18 protein-coding genes are annotated in these 19,207 nt (G+C 30.6%); 1 reads left to right on the top strand and 17 read right to left on the bottom strand.

The genetic code is table 11. From position 1 onward, the window contains the following. Positions 1-144: 144 nt before the first annotated feature. From IO99_RS14115 to IO99_RS14075, 9 genes are all read right to left on the bottom strand, one after another. The gene (locus IO99_RS14115; RefSeq protein WP_035134538.1) at positions 145-2,157 is read right to left on the bottom strand and encodes an ATP-dependent DNA helicase; all 2,013 of its coding nucleotides are present in this window, start codon (positions 2,155-2,157) and stop codon (positions 145-147) included. A gap of 170 nt (positions 2,158-2,327) precedes the next feature. Beyond that, positions 2,328-2,780 carry a peptide-methionine (R)-S-oxide reductase MsrB gene (msrB, locus tag IO99_RS14110; RefSeq protein WP_035134535.1) on the bottom strand — a complete coding sequence of 151 codons (453 nt, stop codon included), beginning with the start codon at positions 2,778-2,780 and terminating at the stop codon, positions 2,328-2,330. 58 nt (positions 2,781-2,838) lie between these two features. Continuing rightward, complete coding sequence (locus IO99_RS14105) at positions 2,839-4,188, bottom strand: TrkH family potassium uptake protein (protein ID WP_035134532.1); 1,350 nt, start codon at positions 4,186-4,188, stop codon at positions 2,839-2,841. A gap of 328 nt (positions 4,189-4,516) precedes the next feature. Further along, positions 4,517-4,750 carry a TIGR04540 family protein gene (locus IO99_RS14100; protein WP_035134530.1) on the bottom strand — a complete coding sequence of 78 codons (234 nt, stop codon included), beginning with the start codon at positions 4,748-4,750 and terminating at the stop codon, positions 4,517-4,519. A 253-nt stretch (positions 4,751-5,003) separates the two neighbouring features. After that, entirely contained in the window at positions 5,004-5,945 is a 942-nt protein-coding gene (gene lplA / locus IO99_RS14095; RefSeq protein WP_035134528.1) for a lipoate--protein ligase, read from the bottom strand. Then, complete coding sequence (gene lpdA / locus IO99_RS14090) at positions 5,938-7,632, bottom strand: dihydrolipoyl dehydrogenase (protein WP_035134526.1); 1,695 nt, start codon at positions 7,630-7,632, stop codon at positions 5,938-5,940. Before lpdA ends, lplA begins: the two co-directional genes overlap by 8 nt. 96 nt (positions 7,633-7,728) lie before the next feature. Next, positions 7,729-8,082 (bottom strand): carboxymuconolactone decarboxylase family protein, encoded by a 354-nt coding sequence (locus tag IO99_RS14085; protein ID WP_035134524.1) that lies wholly within the window; start codon positions 8,080-8,082, stop codon positions 7,729-7,731. Positions 8,083-8,181: 99 nt separating this feature from the next. Next, positions 8,182-8,604: a MarR family winged helix-turn-helix transcriptional regulator gene (locus IO99_RS14080; protein WP_035134522.1), complete on the bottom strand. Its 423-nt coding sequence runs from the start codon at positions 8,602-8,604 to the stop codon at positions 8,182-8,184. A 72-nt stretch (positions 8,605-8,676) separates the two neighbouring features. Beyond that, on the bottom strand, positions 8,677-9,582 hold the full coding sequence (locus tag IO99_RS14075) for an AEC family transporter (RefSeq protein ID WP_051824149.1): 906 nt from the start codon (positions 9,580-9,582) through the stop codon (positions 8,677-8,679). Between the two features lie 172 nt (positions 9,583-9,754). Here IO99_RS14075 and IO99_RS14070 point away from each other — a divergent pair, with 172 nt between their 5' ends. Further along, positions 9,755-10,021, top strand: coding sequence for a DUF1294 domain-containing protein (locus IO99_RS14070; RefSeq protein WP_035134518.1), 267 nt, complete (start codon positions 9,755-9,757; stop codon positions 10,019-10,021). A gap of 228 nt (positions 10,022-10,249) precedes the next feature. On the opposite strand, the gene IO99_RS14065 is transcribed toward IO99_RS14070, so the two are convergent. From IO99_RS14065 to ord, 8 genes are all read right to left on the bottom strand, one after another. After that, positions 10,250-10,759, bottom strand: coding sequence for a flavin reductase family protein (locus tag IO99_RS14065; protein WP_035134516.1), 510 nt, complete (start codon positions 10,757-10,759; stop codon positions 10,250-10,252). Between the two features lie 30 nt (positions 10,760-10,789). After that, positions 10,790-11,944, bottom strand: a complete 1,155-nt coding sequence (gene orr / locus IO99_RS14060) for an ornithine racemase Orr (protein ID WP_084178192.1) — start codon at positions 11,942-11,944, stop codon at positions 10,790-10,792. A gap of 45 nt (positions 11,945-11,989) precedes the next feature. Then, positions 11,990-13,318 (bottom strand): GlmL-related ornithine degradation protein, encoded by a 1,329-nt coding sequence (locus tag IO99_RS14055; protein ID WP_035134514.1) that lies wholly within the window; start codon positions 13,316-13,318, stop codon positions 11,990-11,992. Positions 13,319-13,484: 166 nt separating this feature from the next. Continuing rightward, positions 13,485-15,665, bottom strand: coding sequence for a D-ornithine 4,5-aminomutase subunit OraE (oraE, locus tag IO99_RS14050; protein ID WP_198028597.1), 2,181 nt, complete (start codon positions 15,663-15,665; stop codon positions 13,485-13,487). 3 nt (positions 15,666-15,668) lie between these two features. Continuing rightward, positions 15,669-16,028: an ornithine aminomutase subunit alpha gene (locus IO99_RS14045; protein WP_035134510.1), complete on the bottom strand. Its 360-nt coding sequence runs from the start codon at positions 16,026-16,028 to the stop codon at positions 15,669-15,671. A gap of 72 nt (positions 16,029-16,100) precedes the next feature. Next, positions 16,101-17,513, bottom strand: a complete 1,413-nt coding sequence (ortB, locus tag IO99_RS14040) for a 2-amino-4-oxopentanoate thiolase subunit OrtB (protein ID WP_035134508.1) — start codon at positions 17,511-17,513, stop codon at positions 16,101-16,103. Between the two features lie 24 nt (positions 17,514-17,537). After that, positions 17,538-17,834: a 2-amino-4-oxopentanoate thiolase subunit OrtA gene (gene ortA, locus IO99_RS14035; protein WP_242844134.1), complete on the bottom strand. Its 297-nt coding sequence runs from the start codon at positions 17,832-17,834 to the stop codon at positions 17,538-17,540. 37 nt (positions 17,835-17,871) lie between these two features. Further along, positions 17,872-18,918, bottom strand: a complete 1,047-nt coding sequence (gene ord / locus IO99_RS14030) for a 2,4-diaminopentanoate dehydrogenase (protein ID WP_035134504.1) — start codon at positions 18,916-18,918, stop codon at positions 17,872-17,874. Between the last annotated feature and the right edge of the window lie 289 nt (positions 18,919-19,207).

Genomic DNA, 19,207 nt, shown 5'->3' with positions numbered 1-19,207 from the left:
AATATATAACCATATACTTTAATTTATATTACTTATATAAATTATTTTCAAGTTACTGTTAATGTGCTTTAAGTCGTTATTTCATGATATTTATAATAAAAAGCAAGATATAGAATAACTTCCTTTCTATATCTTGCTTAAGCTCTATTCATCCATTTTCATCCAAAAACTTTCTATTTCTCTTATATCATTAGTTCTATTTTTAATAGGGAGGGAATCAAACACTATATTTTTATACGGGCTATTAGACAATTCACCAATTCTAGAATCTAAGATTGCCACTATCCCCTTATCATCATGCTTTCTTATTAACCTTCCTACTCCTTGCCTAAGTTTTACTATCATTAATGGTACACTTACCTCCATTAAAAAATCTTCTGATAAAGTCCTTTTATATTCTATAATTGGATCTGGTACCGGAAATGGTAGCTTAAATATAATTAAATTTGATAGTGATTTTCCAGGCACGTCTATTCCTTCCCAAAATGTTCCTGTAGCTAATAATACGGAATTCTTATCCTTTTTAAATTCTTCAAGTATATCATCCTGAGAGGACATATGTTGCTGTTTTAAAAGCCTATATTCTAAATTTTTATGTTTTAATATCTCATAAACTTCCTTTAGATCACTTTTAGATGTAAATAAAATTAAGGCTTTTCCCTTTGTAATATTCAGAAGCCTTACTATTTTTTCTGCCCCCAATTTTATAAACCTTTCTCTCGCCTCTACTGGATGAGGCATATTTTCTGTATAATATATCATGGCATTGTAATTGTACGGAAAAGGTGATGGTTTTGGTGTTGATAAAAATCCTGTACTAGTTGGAAATCCTGTACTTTTAATAAAATACTCATACCTCTCTTCTTCACTACCTTGACTCTTATCTGCAATAGTTGCTGAAGTTAATATAGTAGTTTTTAACTTATCAAAGTATAAAGAATTTATCTCCTTACTTATATTTTTAGGACATGCAAATATATGAATATCATTAAAATTTTCTAACCAAAATAAATCCCTGCTCTTTATGGATATCAAACTTTTTATAAAGTCTTGAAGATTCTCTAGCTCTTCGAATACTTCTTCACATAAATTATCATCACTATAAAATTGTACTTTATAATTTATTAAATCAATTTTACTATTTAAAAGTAAAAGCTCTTCTCGTATTTCATCTATACCAATAAAATACTTTTCCATTTCTTCACCCTTAAGTGATGAGTTAATTTGTTTTTTTACTTGATTATTTAGTTTATTAAAAATAACATTCAAAATATGAGTTATATTATTAAAATTTTCGTAACTCTCTCTTCTTATAGCTGATATTTTTATGGTTTCAATTACATCTCCTAAAATAGATTTTATTTTATATTTGTTATAGCTTTCTATTAAAGATGCTCTAACTTTTTCCTCCAAATTATGAGCTTCATCTATAACAATTAAATCTATTTTCTCATTTAAAAGCCCCTTTTGACCTTTCTTTAACTTTTGAAAATGTACAGTTAATAAGTCTTGATTACATAAAATTATGCCATCAGTATTTAACATATCTCTTCTTAGAGACATAAAACTGCAATTATTATAATGTTCACACCTATTATGATCTGTTGCCTTTACATTCACATTGTTCCATATATTATTATCTACATCTAATTTTATATTTTTTCTATCTACTACTCCATTATTTATGTAATTACATAGTATTTCTAGATTATCATTAAAATCTTTCCTATTAATCTCTTTAAAATATTTATCGGCTCTACTTTTACATGCAAAATGAGTCATGCCTTTAGCTAAAACTATTTCTGGTTTATGATTAATATAAGAACAAATTTTTTTTACATCCTTAATTAGTTGCTCCTGCAGAGCTATAGTTGACGTAGCTATTAATACAGGTTTATTAAAAAGTTTATTATAATAAAGTAAGGGAACTATATATGCATAAGATTTCCCTATTCCTACTCCTGCTTCCACTATAGTATGTTGTCTGTCAGCTATAGCGTTACATATATCTAACGCCATATCTTCTTGTCCTTCTCTCTGTTCAAAACCTAGTTTAGGAATTTTGTTCATAAAAAAATTCCATACTAGCTGCTGTAATTCATCTTCTTTTGAAAGATTTTTATCTACCTTCTTACTATCTTCTGAAAACCAAAACATCTATATCCCTCCTTATTAAGACTTTTTGTAACATAGCTTTATTTTCACATTTTTCTCCTTAAAATACAACCATAGATTTCCACATTTAATCTCTTAAACATAGAAAAAGATGTGATTAAATAGATAAATCCATCTAATCACATCTTAATGCCATACTCTCATCTGTATATTTATTTATCAAGTAAATCTAAGTACTCTTCATACCCTTCTTCCTTCATCTTATCCTTTTGAATAAATTTAAGTGAAGCTGAATTTATACAATATCTTAATCCACCTAGTTCTTCAGGTCCATCACAGAATACATGACCTAAGTGGGAATCTCCATTTTTACTTCTTACCTCGGTTCTGACCATTCCATGACTTTTATCTATATTTTCTTTAATAAAATCTCTATCTATTGGCTTGGAAAAAGCTGGCCATCCACATCCTGAGTTAAATTTATCACTAGATATAAATAAGGGTTCTCCTGTTATTATATCTACGTAAATACCTTCTTCGTAATAGTCAAAGTATTCATTTTTATAAGGTAGCTCGGTACCATTTTCTTGAGTTACGTTATATTGCTCCTTGGTTAATATTTTTTTCAACTCTTCCTTACTTCTTTTCATATATTTATTATCCATACCATATTAACCTCCTATATATAAAATAGTTTTTTTATTTAATATTTCACAAATGTGTTTATCCTATCAATATCTTTCCTTCAGGATACTTGTAATTAGTACCTTTCTTTCTGCTAATTAGAGCCATTACTACAGTAAGTGGACCAACTCTTCCTAAATACATCAACATAATAATTATAATTTTTCCTGGTTCACTGAGCCTTTGAGTTACACCTGTAGTTAATCCTACTGTTCCAAAGGCTGATGTAGCTTCGTATAATACATCCAAAAAGGCTTCATTAGGTTCAGCTATAGTAAGTGCCATAGTGACTGTGGTTACTAATCCCATTCCTATTATTAAAAGAGTAACTGCTTTTAATTGTAATCCTCTTGGAATGGTCCTTCCGAATATGTCAGCATTTTCTTTTCCTTTGATTACAGAAATAGCTGTGCATAAAATTATACCAAAGGTGGATGTTTTTAATCCTCCTGCTGTAGAACCTGGAGAACCTCCAATAAACATAAGTATTACAGTTATAAATTTTGATGTTGTAGTCATCTTATCTATTGGTACACTGTTAATTCCTGCTGTCCTCGGACTTATGGAAGCTACAATAGAGTTTACTATTTTGTCCTTAATATTCATATTTCCTATGGTATTAGGATTATTATACTCCAGAATAAACATTACTATAGTTCCTCCTACTATTAATATAGTAGTTATTAATAGTACTACCTTAGCGTGTAAAGATAACTTTTTTGTACTCTTATAATTATAAAGCTCTAACAATACAATAAAACCTAACCCTCCAATAGCTATTAATGCACTTACAGTTAATAGTATAATAGAATTATCATAATATGCTGTATAACTATTAAAATTTCCAAATAAATCAAAACCAGCATTGCAAAAGGTAGATATAGAGCTAAATATACTAATATATATACCTCTAGCTACACCAAACTCTGGTATGAGCTGAGTGGATAGTATTAATGCTCCTATAAACTGTATTATAAAAGTAAATAACATAACCTTTTTAAGCATTTTTACTAATCCTTGAATATTAAAGGTATTCATTGCTTCTTGCATTAATAGTCTACTCTTTAAAGTAATTCTTCTTCCTATTAGTACAGATATAAAAGTGGCAAAAGACATAAATCCAAGACCACCGATTTCAATTAGTATCATAATAACCGTCTGTCCAAATAGGTTCCAATGAGTACCTGTATCTACTGTAACTAACCCTGTAACACAGGTGGCAGATGTAGCTGTAAATATTGAATCCAAGAAATTTGTGGCCTCTCCACTAGCAGATGATATGGGTAAACTTAATATTGTACCTCCAATAAAAATTACTATAAAAAACCCAAGGGCTAATACCTGTACTTCACTAAATTTAGTTTTTTTTAAAATTTTAAGACTTTCCATAAAATAACCTCCAGTCTATAAGTCTTGAAATAAATATCTTATAATTTTATACTTAGTTTTTTGTAATTGATTTCCTTCATATATCATATATAATTTATACACCTTGTTAAATAGATTTTGTAATAAAACCTGATTATTTAACACGGATTTAACATTTCTATATATAAATTAAATTTAATATATTAACTTTAGTATACACAACTCTTTCTATATAAATGTTTGTATATTTTTATATTCTTATTTTTTTAATGATAAATAAAAAAGATAAGCTTACATTATTTTAATCAATAAAGCTCATCTTTTTTTTATAAATTTATAATAAGATTTTTTAATTATTTTTATCTAATATATCTTTTATAATTGCTATTCTATCTTCCTCTAGAATATTTGCAATCTTTATTTCAACATCTCCATTTTTAAAGAATCTTTCTACATTAGAATCTACAATTTTAATAACCTTATCTGATAACTTTTCATAGGTCATTAAATCATCTCTGTATAAATCTACAATATCTCTTAAACAAGCACCTAATTCCTTAGGGTTTTTATAAATTGTTCTCATGCTATAATCCTCCATAGTTTTACAATAATAAATATACTGTTAATATATTAGCAATAATTTATTTGTTAGCTACTATATTTACAATATACATATTATACCCTACATTATTTTTAATTACCAAGGTTATTTTACATAAAAATATGGATTATATCATTAAAATATAATCCATATTAAAAATGTTAAATTTTCTTGACTTATCTAGATGAGGTATATATATTTTAGCCTAAGAATATTATGGTTTATACAAATATTTTTATACATATTTTTCTGATACCTGTCTTACATAGTCCTCTATTAATTTTACAACTTCATCTCTAGCGAATATAATGCCTATAAGTTGTTCTTCAACTTTTCCTAAATTTATATTCTCCAAAGTGTCTGAAAATATTTTAGCCTTTACTATTTTCCCTGACTCCACTGATAAATTTATGTCTATATTGCCTATAACAGTTTTTTCTTCGAGAACTACATCATATTGTGGACTCTCACCATAATTCCACAACCTACTAGAGTATTTATCATATAACTTAGGTACATAACTACTCATATTATAAATATATGAGTTTTGTAAATCTCCATAAACATTATTAAAGGAACTTACCAATGACTGAATTAAATTGTCTACATTTAATTCACTACAAACCTCTATTAAATTTATAACCCTACTCTTTACTGATTCTATGCCTTTAGATTTTAATTTTAACTTAGATGGAGTAAGAACCTTTTCAAGTTTAGTAATATCTACATCAATCATAAGAGTACCATGATGAAAATAGTTACCATCTTCACAATAAAATGCATGCCCTGAAAACTTTCTATTATTCAAAAGTAAATCATTTCTTCCTGAAAACTCAACCTTAAAACCATAGGACTCTACAGCACCTTTTATAACCTTAAGTTGTTTATCTAAATTACTTTCAATTTCCTTTGTTATAAAAGTAAAGTTTAAATTTCCTAAATCATGAAAAACTGCTCCACCTCCAGATATTCTTCTAGCTAATGTAACATGGTTTTCTTTCATATAATCTAAATCACATTCTTTATAAGGATTTTGATTTCTTCCAATAACTACAGTATTTTCGTTTTGCCAAAGATATAATATGGTTTCTTCGGACTTTATATTTTTTAACAATTCTTCTTCTAGGGCTAAATTATAATAAGGATTAACTTCATTTGAAATAATTACTTTATTCATTATAATGTATTGCTCCTATAGATAATCCTAATACTGCTTCATGTATACCTTCACCTGTAGTTGGATGTGCAAATACAGTTTCTGCTATGCTCTCTTCTGAAATATTCTGCTGAATAATAAGAGTTAGAGTGCTTATCAGTGATGAAGCATCTGGACCTATTATTGACCCTCCAACCATTTTACCTGAATCTAAATCTTTTATTATTTTAATAAATCCGTACTCTTGACCCATAGTTAAGGCTTTTCCATTGGCTGCAAAAGGGAACTTGCTTATTTTTATATTCATATTTTTATCAATACATTGTTTTTCAGTAAGACCAACTGAAGCAATTTCTGGAGCTGTAAATATTACATTAGGAATACATTCATACTTCATTTCTTTATTTTCTCCTAATATATTATCTACTGCTACAATTCCTTGATGTGAAGCTACATGGGCTAATTGGATCTTGCTATTAACATCTCCAATAGCATATATACCTTCCACATTTGTCTTTAAATTATCCTCAACCTTTATACCTCTATTTCTATCATTTAACTTTATATCAGTATTTTCAAGATTTAGTCCTTCCATATTAGGCTCTCTTCCAATTGCAACTAATACCTTTTCTGAAACTAAAAGCTTCTCATTACCTTCATTTTCAAATATAACTATACCTTCACCTGATTCAGATTTTTCAATTCTAGTAACCTTTGAACTTGTATATATACCTATGCCCTTTGATTTTGCTATATCAAGTATTTCCTCAGAAACATCTAAATCCACCATATTAAGAATTCTATTTTCGTATTCAACCACGTTTACTTTAACACCAAAATTTGAATAAAGGAATGCAAATTCCATACCAATAACTCCACCACCAATTATAGTAATTGATTTTGGTAATTCTGTGTTACTAAGAGCTTCTGTACTATTTAATACAAAAGGTAGCTCTATGCCTGGGATACTTATTTTTGATATTTTAGAACCAGTAGCAATAATGATATTTTTAGCTTCAATAGTATACTCATCTTTACCTTTTTTCACTAATACCTTATGGTTATCTATAAAAGATGCTTCTCCCTTAATAAGTCTTATATTATTTTTATTTAATAAATAGTCGATGCCACCAACTAAATTATTTCTAATTTTATCTTTTCTAGCTATGACCTTTTTCATGTCTAGCTTTATATCTTTTATTTCAAATCCAAATTCTTCTCCATTTAATGCTTCATTGTATGCTTCAGCAGATTTAACTAGAGATTTTGTAGGAATACATCCTACATTAAGACAAGTCCCTCCTAAATTATCCTTTTCAACTATTATAGTTTCCAAACCTTTTTTAGCTCCATATATAGCAGAAACGTATCCTCCTGGTCCTGCACCTATTACTAAAAGGTCTATATTTAAATTTTCTTTTTTACCCTTTATTAAGCTACCAAAGTAATCAACTTTTTTAGTTTCTTCTGCTAAAGCTTCTCCACTTACTATAAGTAATGTATCTCCAACCTTTACCTCTTGTCCCTCTGTAACCTTTATTTCTTCAATTTTATAGCTTCCTTTAGCTTTTACAGGTGAATTTCCTTTATTTGTTTCTAGCTGAAACAATACATCATTTAACTTAACATTCTCTCCAACTTGTATATTAATTTTGCCTACTTTAGCAGACTTGCTTTTTCCTGATAGACTTTCCAACTTAATATCCATTTCAACCTCTCCTTTAATACCAAATATATATTAGTTTAAGATTCTGGATTTAAGACCCTGAGTATAATACTCAAGGTCTTAAATTTAAAATCTTATTTAGTTAAAATCTTTTTCAAATTCATCAACGGCATCTTTTAATAAAGTTACAGAATATGCCATACTAGGACCTCCACCAAAGGCAACAGATACCATAGCAGCTTCCATTATTTCAGCTCTAGTTGCTCCTGCTTCTAAAGCTTTGTAAACGTGGAAAACTATACAATATTCACATCTGTTATATGCAGCAATTCCAACACTAATTAATTCCTTTGTTTTAGTATCTAATGCACCCTCTTCATAAGTCTTACCTAACAGCCCCATGAAAGCGTTAACATTCTCTCCATTAGTTTCGCCTAATTCACCAAGTCCGTTCATAAAGTCATTTAACATTTCTCTTACATCTTTTTTCATATCTATACCCCCATATCATTTAATAGTTGCTAGTGCAATAGTTAGCACTACAAGTATTTATGATATAAAAATACCACCATGGGGTGGTATTGTCAATAGCTAACATATATTATCTATCATCCTTTGCAAAACTTCTTTAAAAATCTCTAAATTTTCTTTCGATATTCCCTTTAATACATCATCTTGGAACTCTTGGCCTCTAGGCATAAGTTCTTCTTTTAAAAATTTACCTTTATCGGTTAATATTATCTTTGTTATTCTTCTATCTTCTGAATCCTTTCTTCTCTCCACTAACTCTTCCTTTTCCATTCTATCTATAAGTCTTACCATTGAAGACTCTTTAATATCCATATAATCCGAAAGTTCTTTTTGAGAAATTTCTCCTGCTTTACCTATATAAAATAAAGCTATCCATTGTACTCTAGTTGTACCATTCTCTTGTAATCTTCTATTAAATTCGTCAGCTAATTTCTTTGCACTTTTATTTGTTATAAATGCAATGCAATCATCTAAATCAAACATATATAATTTACATTCCCTTCTATACTTATTTAAAATAGCTAAATCATTAAAACCTATTACCTATATAATTAATTATCTTACTAAATATATAAATAGTGGAATAGTTATTACGGATAAAAGTGTAGTTATAAATATACACTGTGAGCCATACTTACCATCTCCACCAGCAGATAATGCAATTACAGGTCCTACCACCGCTCCTGGCATAGCCATAAGTAAAGTGCATATAGCTACCAACATTGAATCTATACTAAACATATTCATAGTAAAATATGTTGCTATAGGAACTAAAATTAGTCTAACAATAGATAAATAGTATAAACTAAAATCTCCTATCATTTCCTTTATGTTAGAACCACAAAGCATAGAGCCAATGATTATCATAGATATTGGAGTCGTCATATTTCCTACACTTTTTACCGTTGAGTTAATGGCAAAGGGTAGTTTAATTTGACCTACAAATATTATAATTCCTATAATTACAGCCCATATGGATGGATTCTTTAAAATGCTCTTACTAGCTTCCTTCATAGATATTTTCCCTGTAAACAAAGATACCCCTACGGTCCACACTAAAGCAGTGAATACCATAGTAAAAATTGAAGCATAAAACACTCCTATTTCTCCAAATATGCTGTTTAATACTGGATAACCCATAAATCCACAGTTGGAAAAAGATGTTGTAAATATAAGTAGTGGTTTCTTTCTATCACTAGCCTTAATATAAATATATCTTGATAAAATAAGTAACACCAAATGTATAACTATGGAATAGAAGAATATCTTTATAGCATTTCCCATAATAGCTTTATCAAATTCTAAGCAAAAACTATTTATGATCATTAATGGTAAAGTTATATTGATTAATATTGCACTTAATCCCTTCTCTACTCTATCATCTATAAAGCCTTTCTTTCTAGCATATATTCCTATAACCATCATAATGGATAGAACTAAAACTTGATTTACTGCATCCATTAAATTATCCCCCATACATAAAAAAATTAAATTCCATACTAATTATACTCTATTTTCTTTGGTTTTTAATTATTATTTTATTTTTTATTTTTGAACTTAAATTAAATATATCCTTATTGCTTTTTATTTTTATATAATATAAATTAAATATATAAATACTTTAGGAGGTCTTATGTTTAATAATCTTATTTTATATTTAGTAGTAATAAACCTTATTGGATTTTTTATAATGTTAATAGATAAAAGGAAGGCTATAAAAAGACAATGGAGGGTTAGTGAAAAAGCTCTTATATGTATATCTATAATAGGAGGTTCCATTGGTATGTTAGCTGGTATGAGCACTTTTAGACATAAAACTAAGCATAAAAAATTCACTATTGGTATTCCTCTTATCCTTGTTATACAAATAGCTATATTAACTTATTTTAGCAGTTTATAATTATAAAAATGGCTTAATAATCCTTGAACTTTCAGTGTGTTTTCACTGGTATTATTTTTTGCTGGTATTATATAGTAAACCCCTGAAACCCGCATGAATAGAACAAATAGTTAACTAGTTATATAGTTTTATAGCTTCATAGTTAACTATTTTTATAGTTCTATATAAAAATAGCTTCCTATACAAATATTTATATAGGAAGCTATTAATTCAATTTAAAATACAGTTTTATAGTTTATAGCAAGCTTCTACTTCACCTACATATAATACATGATAGTCCTCTGCTGGATAGCTTGAGCTCTTTATTGAATCAGATAAAAACTCTGGATTCATTTCTTGTTTATAAACTATTTTACATTCATAAGTCAATACATTAGATTTTTCTATTATTGGAGTATCTACAGTTTTAGCTGGAATTAGTTTTAAATTACATTCCTTAAATTTATCATAATCTCTTCCTGATTTAGTACCACAGAATTTAATTTCCTCCTTTAAGCTATCATCAAGAGGAATTGTTACAGTAAAGTTATCAGCTTTTTCTATAATAGAAAAGGTATGTCTATGCTTTCTCACTAGTACTGTAAATATAGGTTTTCCCCATTGGAAGCCAACATTTCCCCAACCTATTGTCATAGTATTAACTTCATCTCCAGCCTTTACAGTTAAAAAGGCACCTTTTTCATGCAGATTCCTTATTGCTACATTTAAGTCTTCAGTAAATAATTTAAAATCAACCATTTAAATCTCTCCTTAAAATTATTTTTTTATTTACATTATACACTTATTTATATAGGAGGAGGTCATTGAAGATAATAATGCTCCATAATCTACATCAAAGGAAATTATATCACCAACTTTGTAGTCTGCTTCACTTTCCGTTACATCTAATAAAAGATGATCACTACTGCCACCTAATATTATTATTTTTTCATCTCTAGGAGTTATTCCATCAATTTTTACATCTTGTCTTCCCATTGAAATTATAGCTCTTTTTATTGTTCCTCTATCCTTAAAGGTTGGAACCTCTCCAAAGGCATCCATTCCAATATTTCCTATTGGTACAGATGGCTTATCCTTAATTTCTATAATTTCACCCTTTAAGGTAAACACATCTTTAAACATTCCTGGAATATCTCTTCCATAAGCAGTTTCTCTTCCTAAAACCACTGATTCACCAAGTCTTAAATTATTAATTCCTTCTGGAATAGTTTTATTCATTACCATATATAAACTACTAGAATTTCCTCCTGATACTATAGGTATCTTAATATTTAATTCTTCTTCTATGGTGTTTTTTATTTCTAGCAACCTTCCTAAATTTACTTCATCAGGTATTACTCCTCCATAGCAAGTTAAATTTGTTCCTATCCCCATAAGCTTTATATTAGGCAATTTAATAATTTCCCTGGACATTTCTAGTACATCCTTCTCTAAAACACCTTCCCTTAAATCTCCCAAATCCACCATTAAAATTATTTTATGAGTTTTCTTAGCTCTTATAGCTTCCTTTGATAATGCCTTAATTGTATCTATCTCTGAATTAAGGGAAATATCACTATACATGATTACTTCTCTTACTTCACTAAGAGCTGGAATTCTAAGAAGTAGCTTTTCACAATTTAAATTTGCTATCTTTTTTAAATTAGCCACTCTTGAATCTCCTATGGTTTTTACCCCTGCATCTAAAACACCTTGAACTATATCGGGGTGTGAACAAAACACCTTAGTTACTACAGCGATGTCTATCATTTTTCCATTACACATATTTAATAAAAATTTAGTATTATAGGTTAATTTATTTAAATCAATTTCAATTCTAGGATATCTATCCTTTACTTCTTCTTTCCATAACTCTTGTTCAAGGGCAATATTATAAGTTAAATTTTCTTGATTTAATTCTACTTCTGAATAACATTTTTCCATTCTCTAACTCTCCTCCTTTACAGAAACTAAAAATCTAATTTGTCATTATAAATTTAAACTAGCTTTAAGCAATTCTATTGCAGCTTCTTTATTTTCTCTACTTAAAACTCCAGCACAGGCCATGATATACATATTATCTAGGAGTACCTTTGCCTCTTTTGTGGGACGCATAGTAATGTCTCCCTTAACATCCTTTATACTCTCTAGCATTTCCTTGCCTTTACCTAACCTAGTTAGAGCACCCCCTGTACCTATGATATATTTAACCATTGATAAATCCTTTCCATAGGCACTAAACTTTCTTCCTGAATTGTATACTCTTTTAATTTGCCCTACATGTCTATCTATGGCAGTGTTTACAGCCTTTTGAGCAAGGACCCTACTCCAATATTTCTCTTCTTCTGTAGTTGGAATAGGCTTAATGAAACTACTTATACTATCCTTAGTTCTTCCTTCTAACTCGTGATATTGTAAAAGTTCTAATACATTTTCTCTATTTACATATACCCCTAAATCACCTTCTACGGTACGCTTTGCTTTTGGTTCTGGAGTGACTAATATATCTAAAATTTCCACACTACCTTCTGTTACGGAATGAACATCTGTAGTAGCTCCTCCAACATCCACCACTATTACATCACCGATTATTTCATAGAGTAACTTTGTAGCTTCCATTACAGCTCCAGGAGTTGGCATTATAGCTCCATCCACCATTTCCTTAATTTTATCCATACCACCGGCTTTAACAATATTTACTTCAAAAGCATCTTGAATTATCCCCCTAGCAGGCTCCACATTTAGTTCATCTACCCTAGGATATACATTATCTATTACATAAAGTTCTCTACCTTCAAAAATCTCTTTTATTTCCTCTTGGTTAGCTATATTACCACAATAAACTACAGGGATATTCAGCTCAGCATCTCTTATAATCTCAGCATTGTCTAAGGCAGTTTCTCTCTCTCCATAGTCTGTACCACCTGCAATCATTATAAGATTAGGATTTATTTCTTTTATTTTTTTAATATCCGTTCTTCTAAGCCTACCTGCTGTAACCATTTTTATAATTCCGCCTGCACCTAGGGCTGCTTCCTTTGCAGCTTTAACTGTCATATCTTGTACTAATCCATGAACAGTTATTTTTAATCCTCCTGCGGCGCTACTAGTACCTATCATTCTGTCATATTCAATGGATTCTCCTAGCTGTTCCTCCATTTCATTAATTGCATTTCTAAGTCCAATAGTTACATCACCTTGTAAAACAGAAGTAAAGGCCTTACCTTGTCCTACAACCTCAACTCCTTTTTTAAAATTAAAGGCTGTTACTACAGTGGTTGTACTTCCGATTTCCGCTATTAAATATTCAACTCTCATAGCTTCCCTCCTAGTTTAAAGGGGATACCTCAAAATTTTACTAAGTATTAATCTATCCTTAAGGTAAACTTAGTTTAATTATTTGAGACACCCCCAGTACTTTATATAAATATCATATATTTTTTATTATTTAATCTAGTTTATCTAATAATAAATCTTGAAATTATTATTGTTCTTTTTTCATTAAGGTTTCAATGATAAAGGAGGCAACATTATTTCCATGAGTTCCTCTACCAAAGCCTGCATCCATACCATTAGCTACAGCAATCTCATTAGTTACTTGAGTTCCTCCACAAGCTATTATGAATTTGTCTCTTACACCTTTTTCTATGCATAGGTCATGAATCTTTTGCATGTTCTTAGTGTGTACATCATTGTGAGTGATAATAGTACTCATTATTATAGCTTGAGCCTTTGTTTCAATAGCTGCATCTATTAATTTTTCTACTGGACAAGAAGTTCCAAGATATACTACATCTATACCATATCTTTCAATACCACCATGCTTAATATCTATAATTTCTCTTAGCCCAACAGAATGTTCATCTTCTCCAACAGTAGCAGCTACCACTCTAATAGGATTATTCTTAACGTAATCTCTCATTACATCATCTGGTAAAAGCTCTTGCTTTTCTGGAATCTTAAGTTCATCTTTTTTAATTGCAAAGCTTACTCTACCTTTGATTTCTACTAAAGTACCTTCTGCATCTTGCATAACTTGTTTATGAATAACTTCTACATCAGTTAAATTCATTCGTCTTCCTATTTCAAGGGCTGCAGCCTCTGCTATATTTTCCTCTTCAGTTAGGAATAATGTTGTAGATACATATCCATCGTTCTTCCACTCTACTTCTGGAATTATAGTTCCTTCCTCTTTACTATTTTTAGCCATTCTTACATTAACATTATCTTCTTCATCAAGTTCATCTATATAAACTATTTTGCTATGATTACATAATGTACATTCATCTATTGCATCGCATGGTTTGTTATATTCTTCTGGAACATTATTATATCCAAAGTGAGCACATACTGGAGCAAAGTATTCTTTATCTCTTGGAACTACTGTATCAACAGCAATACCTCCATCTATCTTTCTTACAATACCATCACTATTTCTTTCTGGATATTCTCCTGAATCTACAAAGAATCCATCTTCTACAGCTTTGAAGTATCCACCATTTTCAATCATTTCCTCTAGGAATAATACTGCTCTTTCCTTAAGTTCTCTAACCTTCTCTGGAAGATATCCATCCTTTTTAAGCTCTATCATATCCATTAAGCCATCCATACCAATTAAAGCTTGCTTAGCTGTATTTACAGCATGGATATTATTATAATGCCAAGGTACATTTCTTCCTTCATCAGGAGTGATTGTACTTTGAATATCTGCTGAAGTAAGTTCAGATATTAACAAGTTTAGTGAATGGGTTACTGTAGCTTCTCTAGTACAAGATGCCATGTATTTTGTGTTCATCTGTGCTCTCATTTTATAGTTTTTAAATAAGTCTCTAAGTGCTACAGCATAAGGTAAATCATATCTTAAACATGGAGCTGGTGGTGCTGTTGGTGGTACTGTAGATAGTGATATATTGCTTTGTTTCATACCAACCTTCTCAGAGAATTTTGAATTTATAGCATGTTGAACCATAAGTTCAGGCATTACCTTATAACCCTTCATTGCAGTTGCGTTTGCATTATGTGCTCCATCTATTTGTAAAATATCAGCCCATGCCATTATATGTTTTGCTACTGCTGCATCAACGAAGGATCTAACCATATTTATGTTTCTGTAAAGTACATTATATTGAGGATCCTGGTGAGCTCCATTTATTCCTTCCTCTGCAAACATTACAGCAATATCTGGACCTGCGACCCCTGATACATAGGAGTGGAAATTTATTGGTCTTCCTACTTCTTCCTCTATCATATCAAGAGCTTTTCTTGTAGCTCTAACTTCTTTTCTAGTTATTGGAACTCCTCCAGTTCCTTCTGGACTTCCTTCAATTAAACTATCATAGTGACTTTGTCCTGATGTTCTTATAACCATTATATGATCTGCACCATGCCAAGCTGCCATTCTCATTCTTCTAATATCATCTTCAAATCTTCCTGAAGCTATTTCTGAAGTTATTACAGCTTTTGGTTGAGGGTCTATATTAGCAAAGCTAGTTGCTGATGGAAGTGCTTTACTATTTTTTAGGGGTTTTGATATCTCCTTATATTCAAACTCTCCCATTGGCTCTTTATATTCTTCTCTCCAATGCCAACCTCTTCTTTTAGGTTCATACTTATCTAAGTCCTTAAGTATTTCTGCTACATCTATTTTCTTATTTATATCTAGCATTATTTATCCCCCCACAAACAAATTAGTTACTTCATTCCAGCCTTTTCCTTCTCCAAGTTCTCTACCAGCTTCTAAATATGGCACACTCTTTAATTTTGCATATTTTAAAACTACGTTTCCCATACCTTTTCCAAGAAGTCCTGCTTTTAAGCCTTCTTGAACTATAGCTTGAGATTCTATGCTTGAAAAGCCCATTCTAAGAAGTACTGACCTTTCTATAGAGGATGAGGTATTTCCATATGCTAAATCCACCATAGGATTTACTATTTCTTCTGTCAATTTCCAAAACCTTTCATATAATTCTTCATCACTTAAACTTTCTAAATGTTTTCTTCTTATTTCAAAATCGTCTTCTCTTTTCACTACTTCTCTCCCCCTAATGGTTTTTTTATTATTTCACACATTATTTATCTTTACCCTATTTACTTATTAACCCTATTTCACATTAACCCCAAATTCTTTAAGAATATCTATTACTGTTTCTTTTCTAAATTTTGTTTCCTCACATAAGAAATCTAAATCTACCTGTCCAATTTCTTTTTCTTTTAAGAGTTTTACTGTGTTTTTAATTAGTGATTTTCTATAATCATCTAGCTCTTTATTATCTATTTGCAAATAAGATGGATCCTCTGGAAGTATAATATTTTCTCCTGGAACTTCATCCATTGGATTACCTCTAAGCACTTTAATTCCATTTTCCTTTGCAAAGGTTAATTGTGGAACTATATGCTTTCCAGCACCAGTATACTCAGTCTCCTGAACTACTAAAATTGCATCATCCTCCATCTCTTGAGCTATGACAAAGGCCGCTGCTAAAGAAGTATTTCCAGCTGGTCCTCTTTCAAGTCCTTCAAGCTGTGCTAAAAGCTCAGTCATGTAGAACACTTCCCCTTGAGGCAAGGTTACATATCTATCTAAATATCTTAGAGGTCTTGCTGCACTTCTTGGTACGTCACTTCTATCTGGCCATACCATGAATGGAATGCCAAATCCAGTGTGTCCAGTAGTGAAGGATTTTCTATTAAAGGCTTTATCACTTGCCATATGAAGACCTTGTAAATTTACAGAAGCTCCAATAACTTTTGTATTATTTGCTCCTGCCTTTATAAGTCCTCTTGCAGTACCAGTAACATTACCACCACCTGCATGGGTAATTACTACAGCTTCTGGATCCTTTCCAAATCTCTCTCTACATTCTGTAGCTATCTCATAACCTAAAGTTTCAACTCCAGCTATTCCATAAGCAGAATATAAGGATGCATTATAAAAACCTGTTTCTTCTAAAGTCTGCAAATATGTGTAGAATAATTCTGGTCCTACTGTTAATTGTAAAACTTCAGCCCCTAACCATTCACATTTTCTGCCCTTCTCAAGAATCTCTGGTTGTCCTACTTTTTTAGAGTCATAACATTCTTGAACTATGGTGCATTTTAATCCCTTCATAGCTGCTTGAGATGCTACTGCTGCTCCATAATTTCCAGAAGTAGCTGATGCAACACCCTTATAGCCTCTTTCCTTAGCATCATACACAGATACGGATGCTCTTCTATCTTTAAAACTTCCAGATGGATTACAGCTTTCATCCTTAACAAATATCCTAGCTGCTTTTCCAGTCTTTGATACCTTTCTTGCCAAGGCAGTAATATTTCTTAATTCTAAGAGAGGTGTATTTCCAACTCCCACTTCTCGTTGAATTTTCATAATATCACTTAGGGAATATCCTATATCTCTCATCATTGCTTCATAATCAAAAGCTATACTTCCCTTTTCATATTTGTCAAAATCCATTCCTACAGACTTAATCATAATTTGATTTTTTCTGCTCATAACCTCTTCATACTTATTCATATCAATCACCTACTTTCTGTATAACTATTTATTGAAAATCATTTCCTTAGCTTGCTTTCCAATATAGGCTATTTCACTTACATAGCTACCAAAATTATGAGAATATGAAGGTTCTACCACCTTAGCTATACCTCTCATAGTTCTTCCAATAGTTGTAGTGATTTCAACTTCATCACCCAGCTCACAATCTGAATTTACGAAACCCCTAACCCACATTTTAAGTGGAGTTTCCTTTGTATCGTCTGGAATTGCTGGTGATCTATCCTCACATTGTAATACTACTGTTTCTATTTCAATAAATGTGCCCTTCTTAATCAACACCTTCACCTCCGAAGTAAATATCTATAATTAAATAAGTTTATCTATCTATGAAATTTCTAAAGTCTCCCATTATAGCCCTTGGTACTGGTAAATCTATCATAGTTTTTAATCCTGGATTTGCATTAATTACATGTGGAATCATATTAACGCACATAGCAATTGTTCCAAGTCCACCATCAACCTCTGGCTTAATTGACATATTAACTTCTGGTATACCTTTTATTGTGATGTAATCTCCAGTAAATGTACCTTCCATTTCAGGTTCTATTTGCTGTGGATGAATCATATCTATTTTTACTTCTCCATCAACATATCCTTGACCTGTCATATTAACACCTGCAACATCTCCAGCAGCTGCAAAGCCATAAGGTGACTTTCTATCTACAGTAGTTACTATTGGAGCCATTTGTTGTTCAAACTTATCAACTTTCCAGCCCATAGAATCAGCTATCATATTTACAGATTCTATAAATCCAACATGTCCTGCTAAACTTCCATCCTTAACTCCTGCATTAAAATCTTCAATCTTCATCCCAACTCCTTGTTCTTCCATAACAGCTGGTCCAAATGGTGATAAACTATTTACTCTCTTCGCTTCAACATGAGTTACTTCAGTCATACAACCTGTTAAACATACAACAAGTAAATCCATGATTAATCCTGGATTTATACCTGTTCCAAGAATTGTAACTCCATTTTCCTTTGCAACTCTATTTAACTCTGCAGCTAGTTCAGGATTTTTAGCTTGAGGATAAGACATTTCTTCTGCTGTAGAAATAACATTTATTTTCTTTTCAAGTACAGATTTCAACTTTGGAAAAGCATTTTTTGTGAAAGAATCTGTTGCACATAAACAAATATCACAGCATTTTTCTGTTAACACTTCATCTATGTTAGCTTTTATTATTACATCTTCCCTATCTCCTCTTTCTACTCCCAAAACTTGAAAAATACTTTTTCCGGCTCTAGCAGGGTGCATATCACAAACCCCTATTATGTCTACACCTTTTTTAGTTAATAGCATTTTTGCCATTCCACTTCCCATAGCTCCAAAGCCCCAAATTGCTACCTTAACATTTTCCATTGTAAAATCCCCCTCGTGATTAAATTATTTTTATATATTCTATATTTTACTAGAGCAATTCACATGCCAAAGAAAATACATTATTTAGATACTTTCATAACTTTAAATAGGTTAAATGTATATAATTTCATCACTTTTAAAAATTTACCGCAAAAAATTTTTCTATATTTACTTAGGTTCTATCCACTTAAAAAGCGTATGCAAAATTATTTGCATACGCTTTGCCGAATTTTAGGCATATATGTTTCTAAATATTTTTAATATTTAATTAATTCTTTTTATTAACATA

Source organism: Clostridium sulfidigenes (assembly GCF_000732635.1).
In the GTDB taxonomy this organism is placed as follows: Bacteria; Bacillota; Clostridia; order Clostridiales; family Clostridiaceae; genus Clostridium_J; species Clostridium_J sulfidigenes.
Note: the sequence above shows the minus strand (reverse complement) of the source record. Positions and strands in the feature narration are given on the sequence as shown.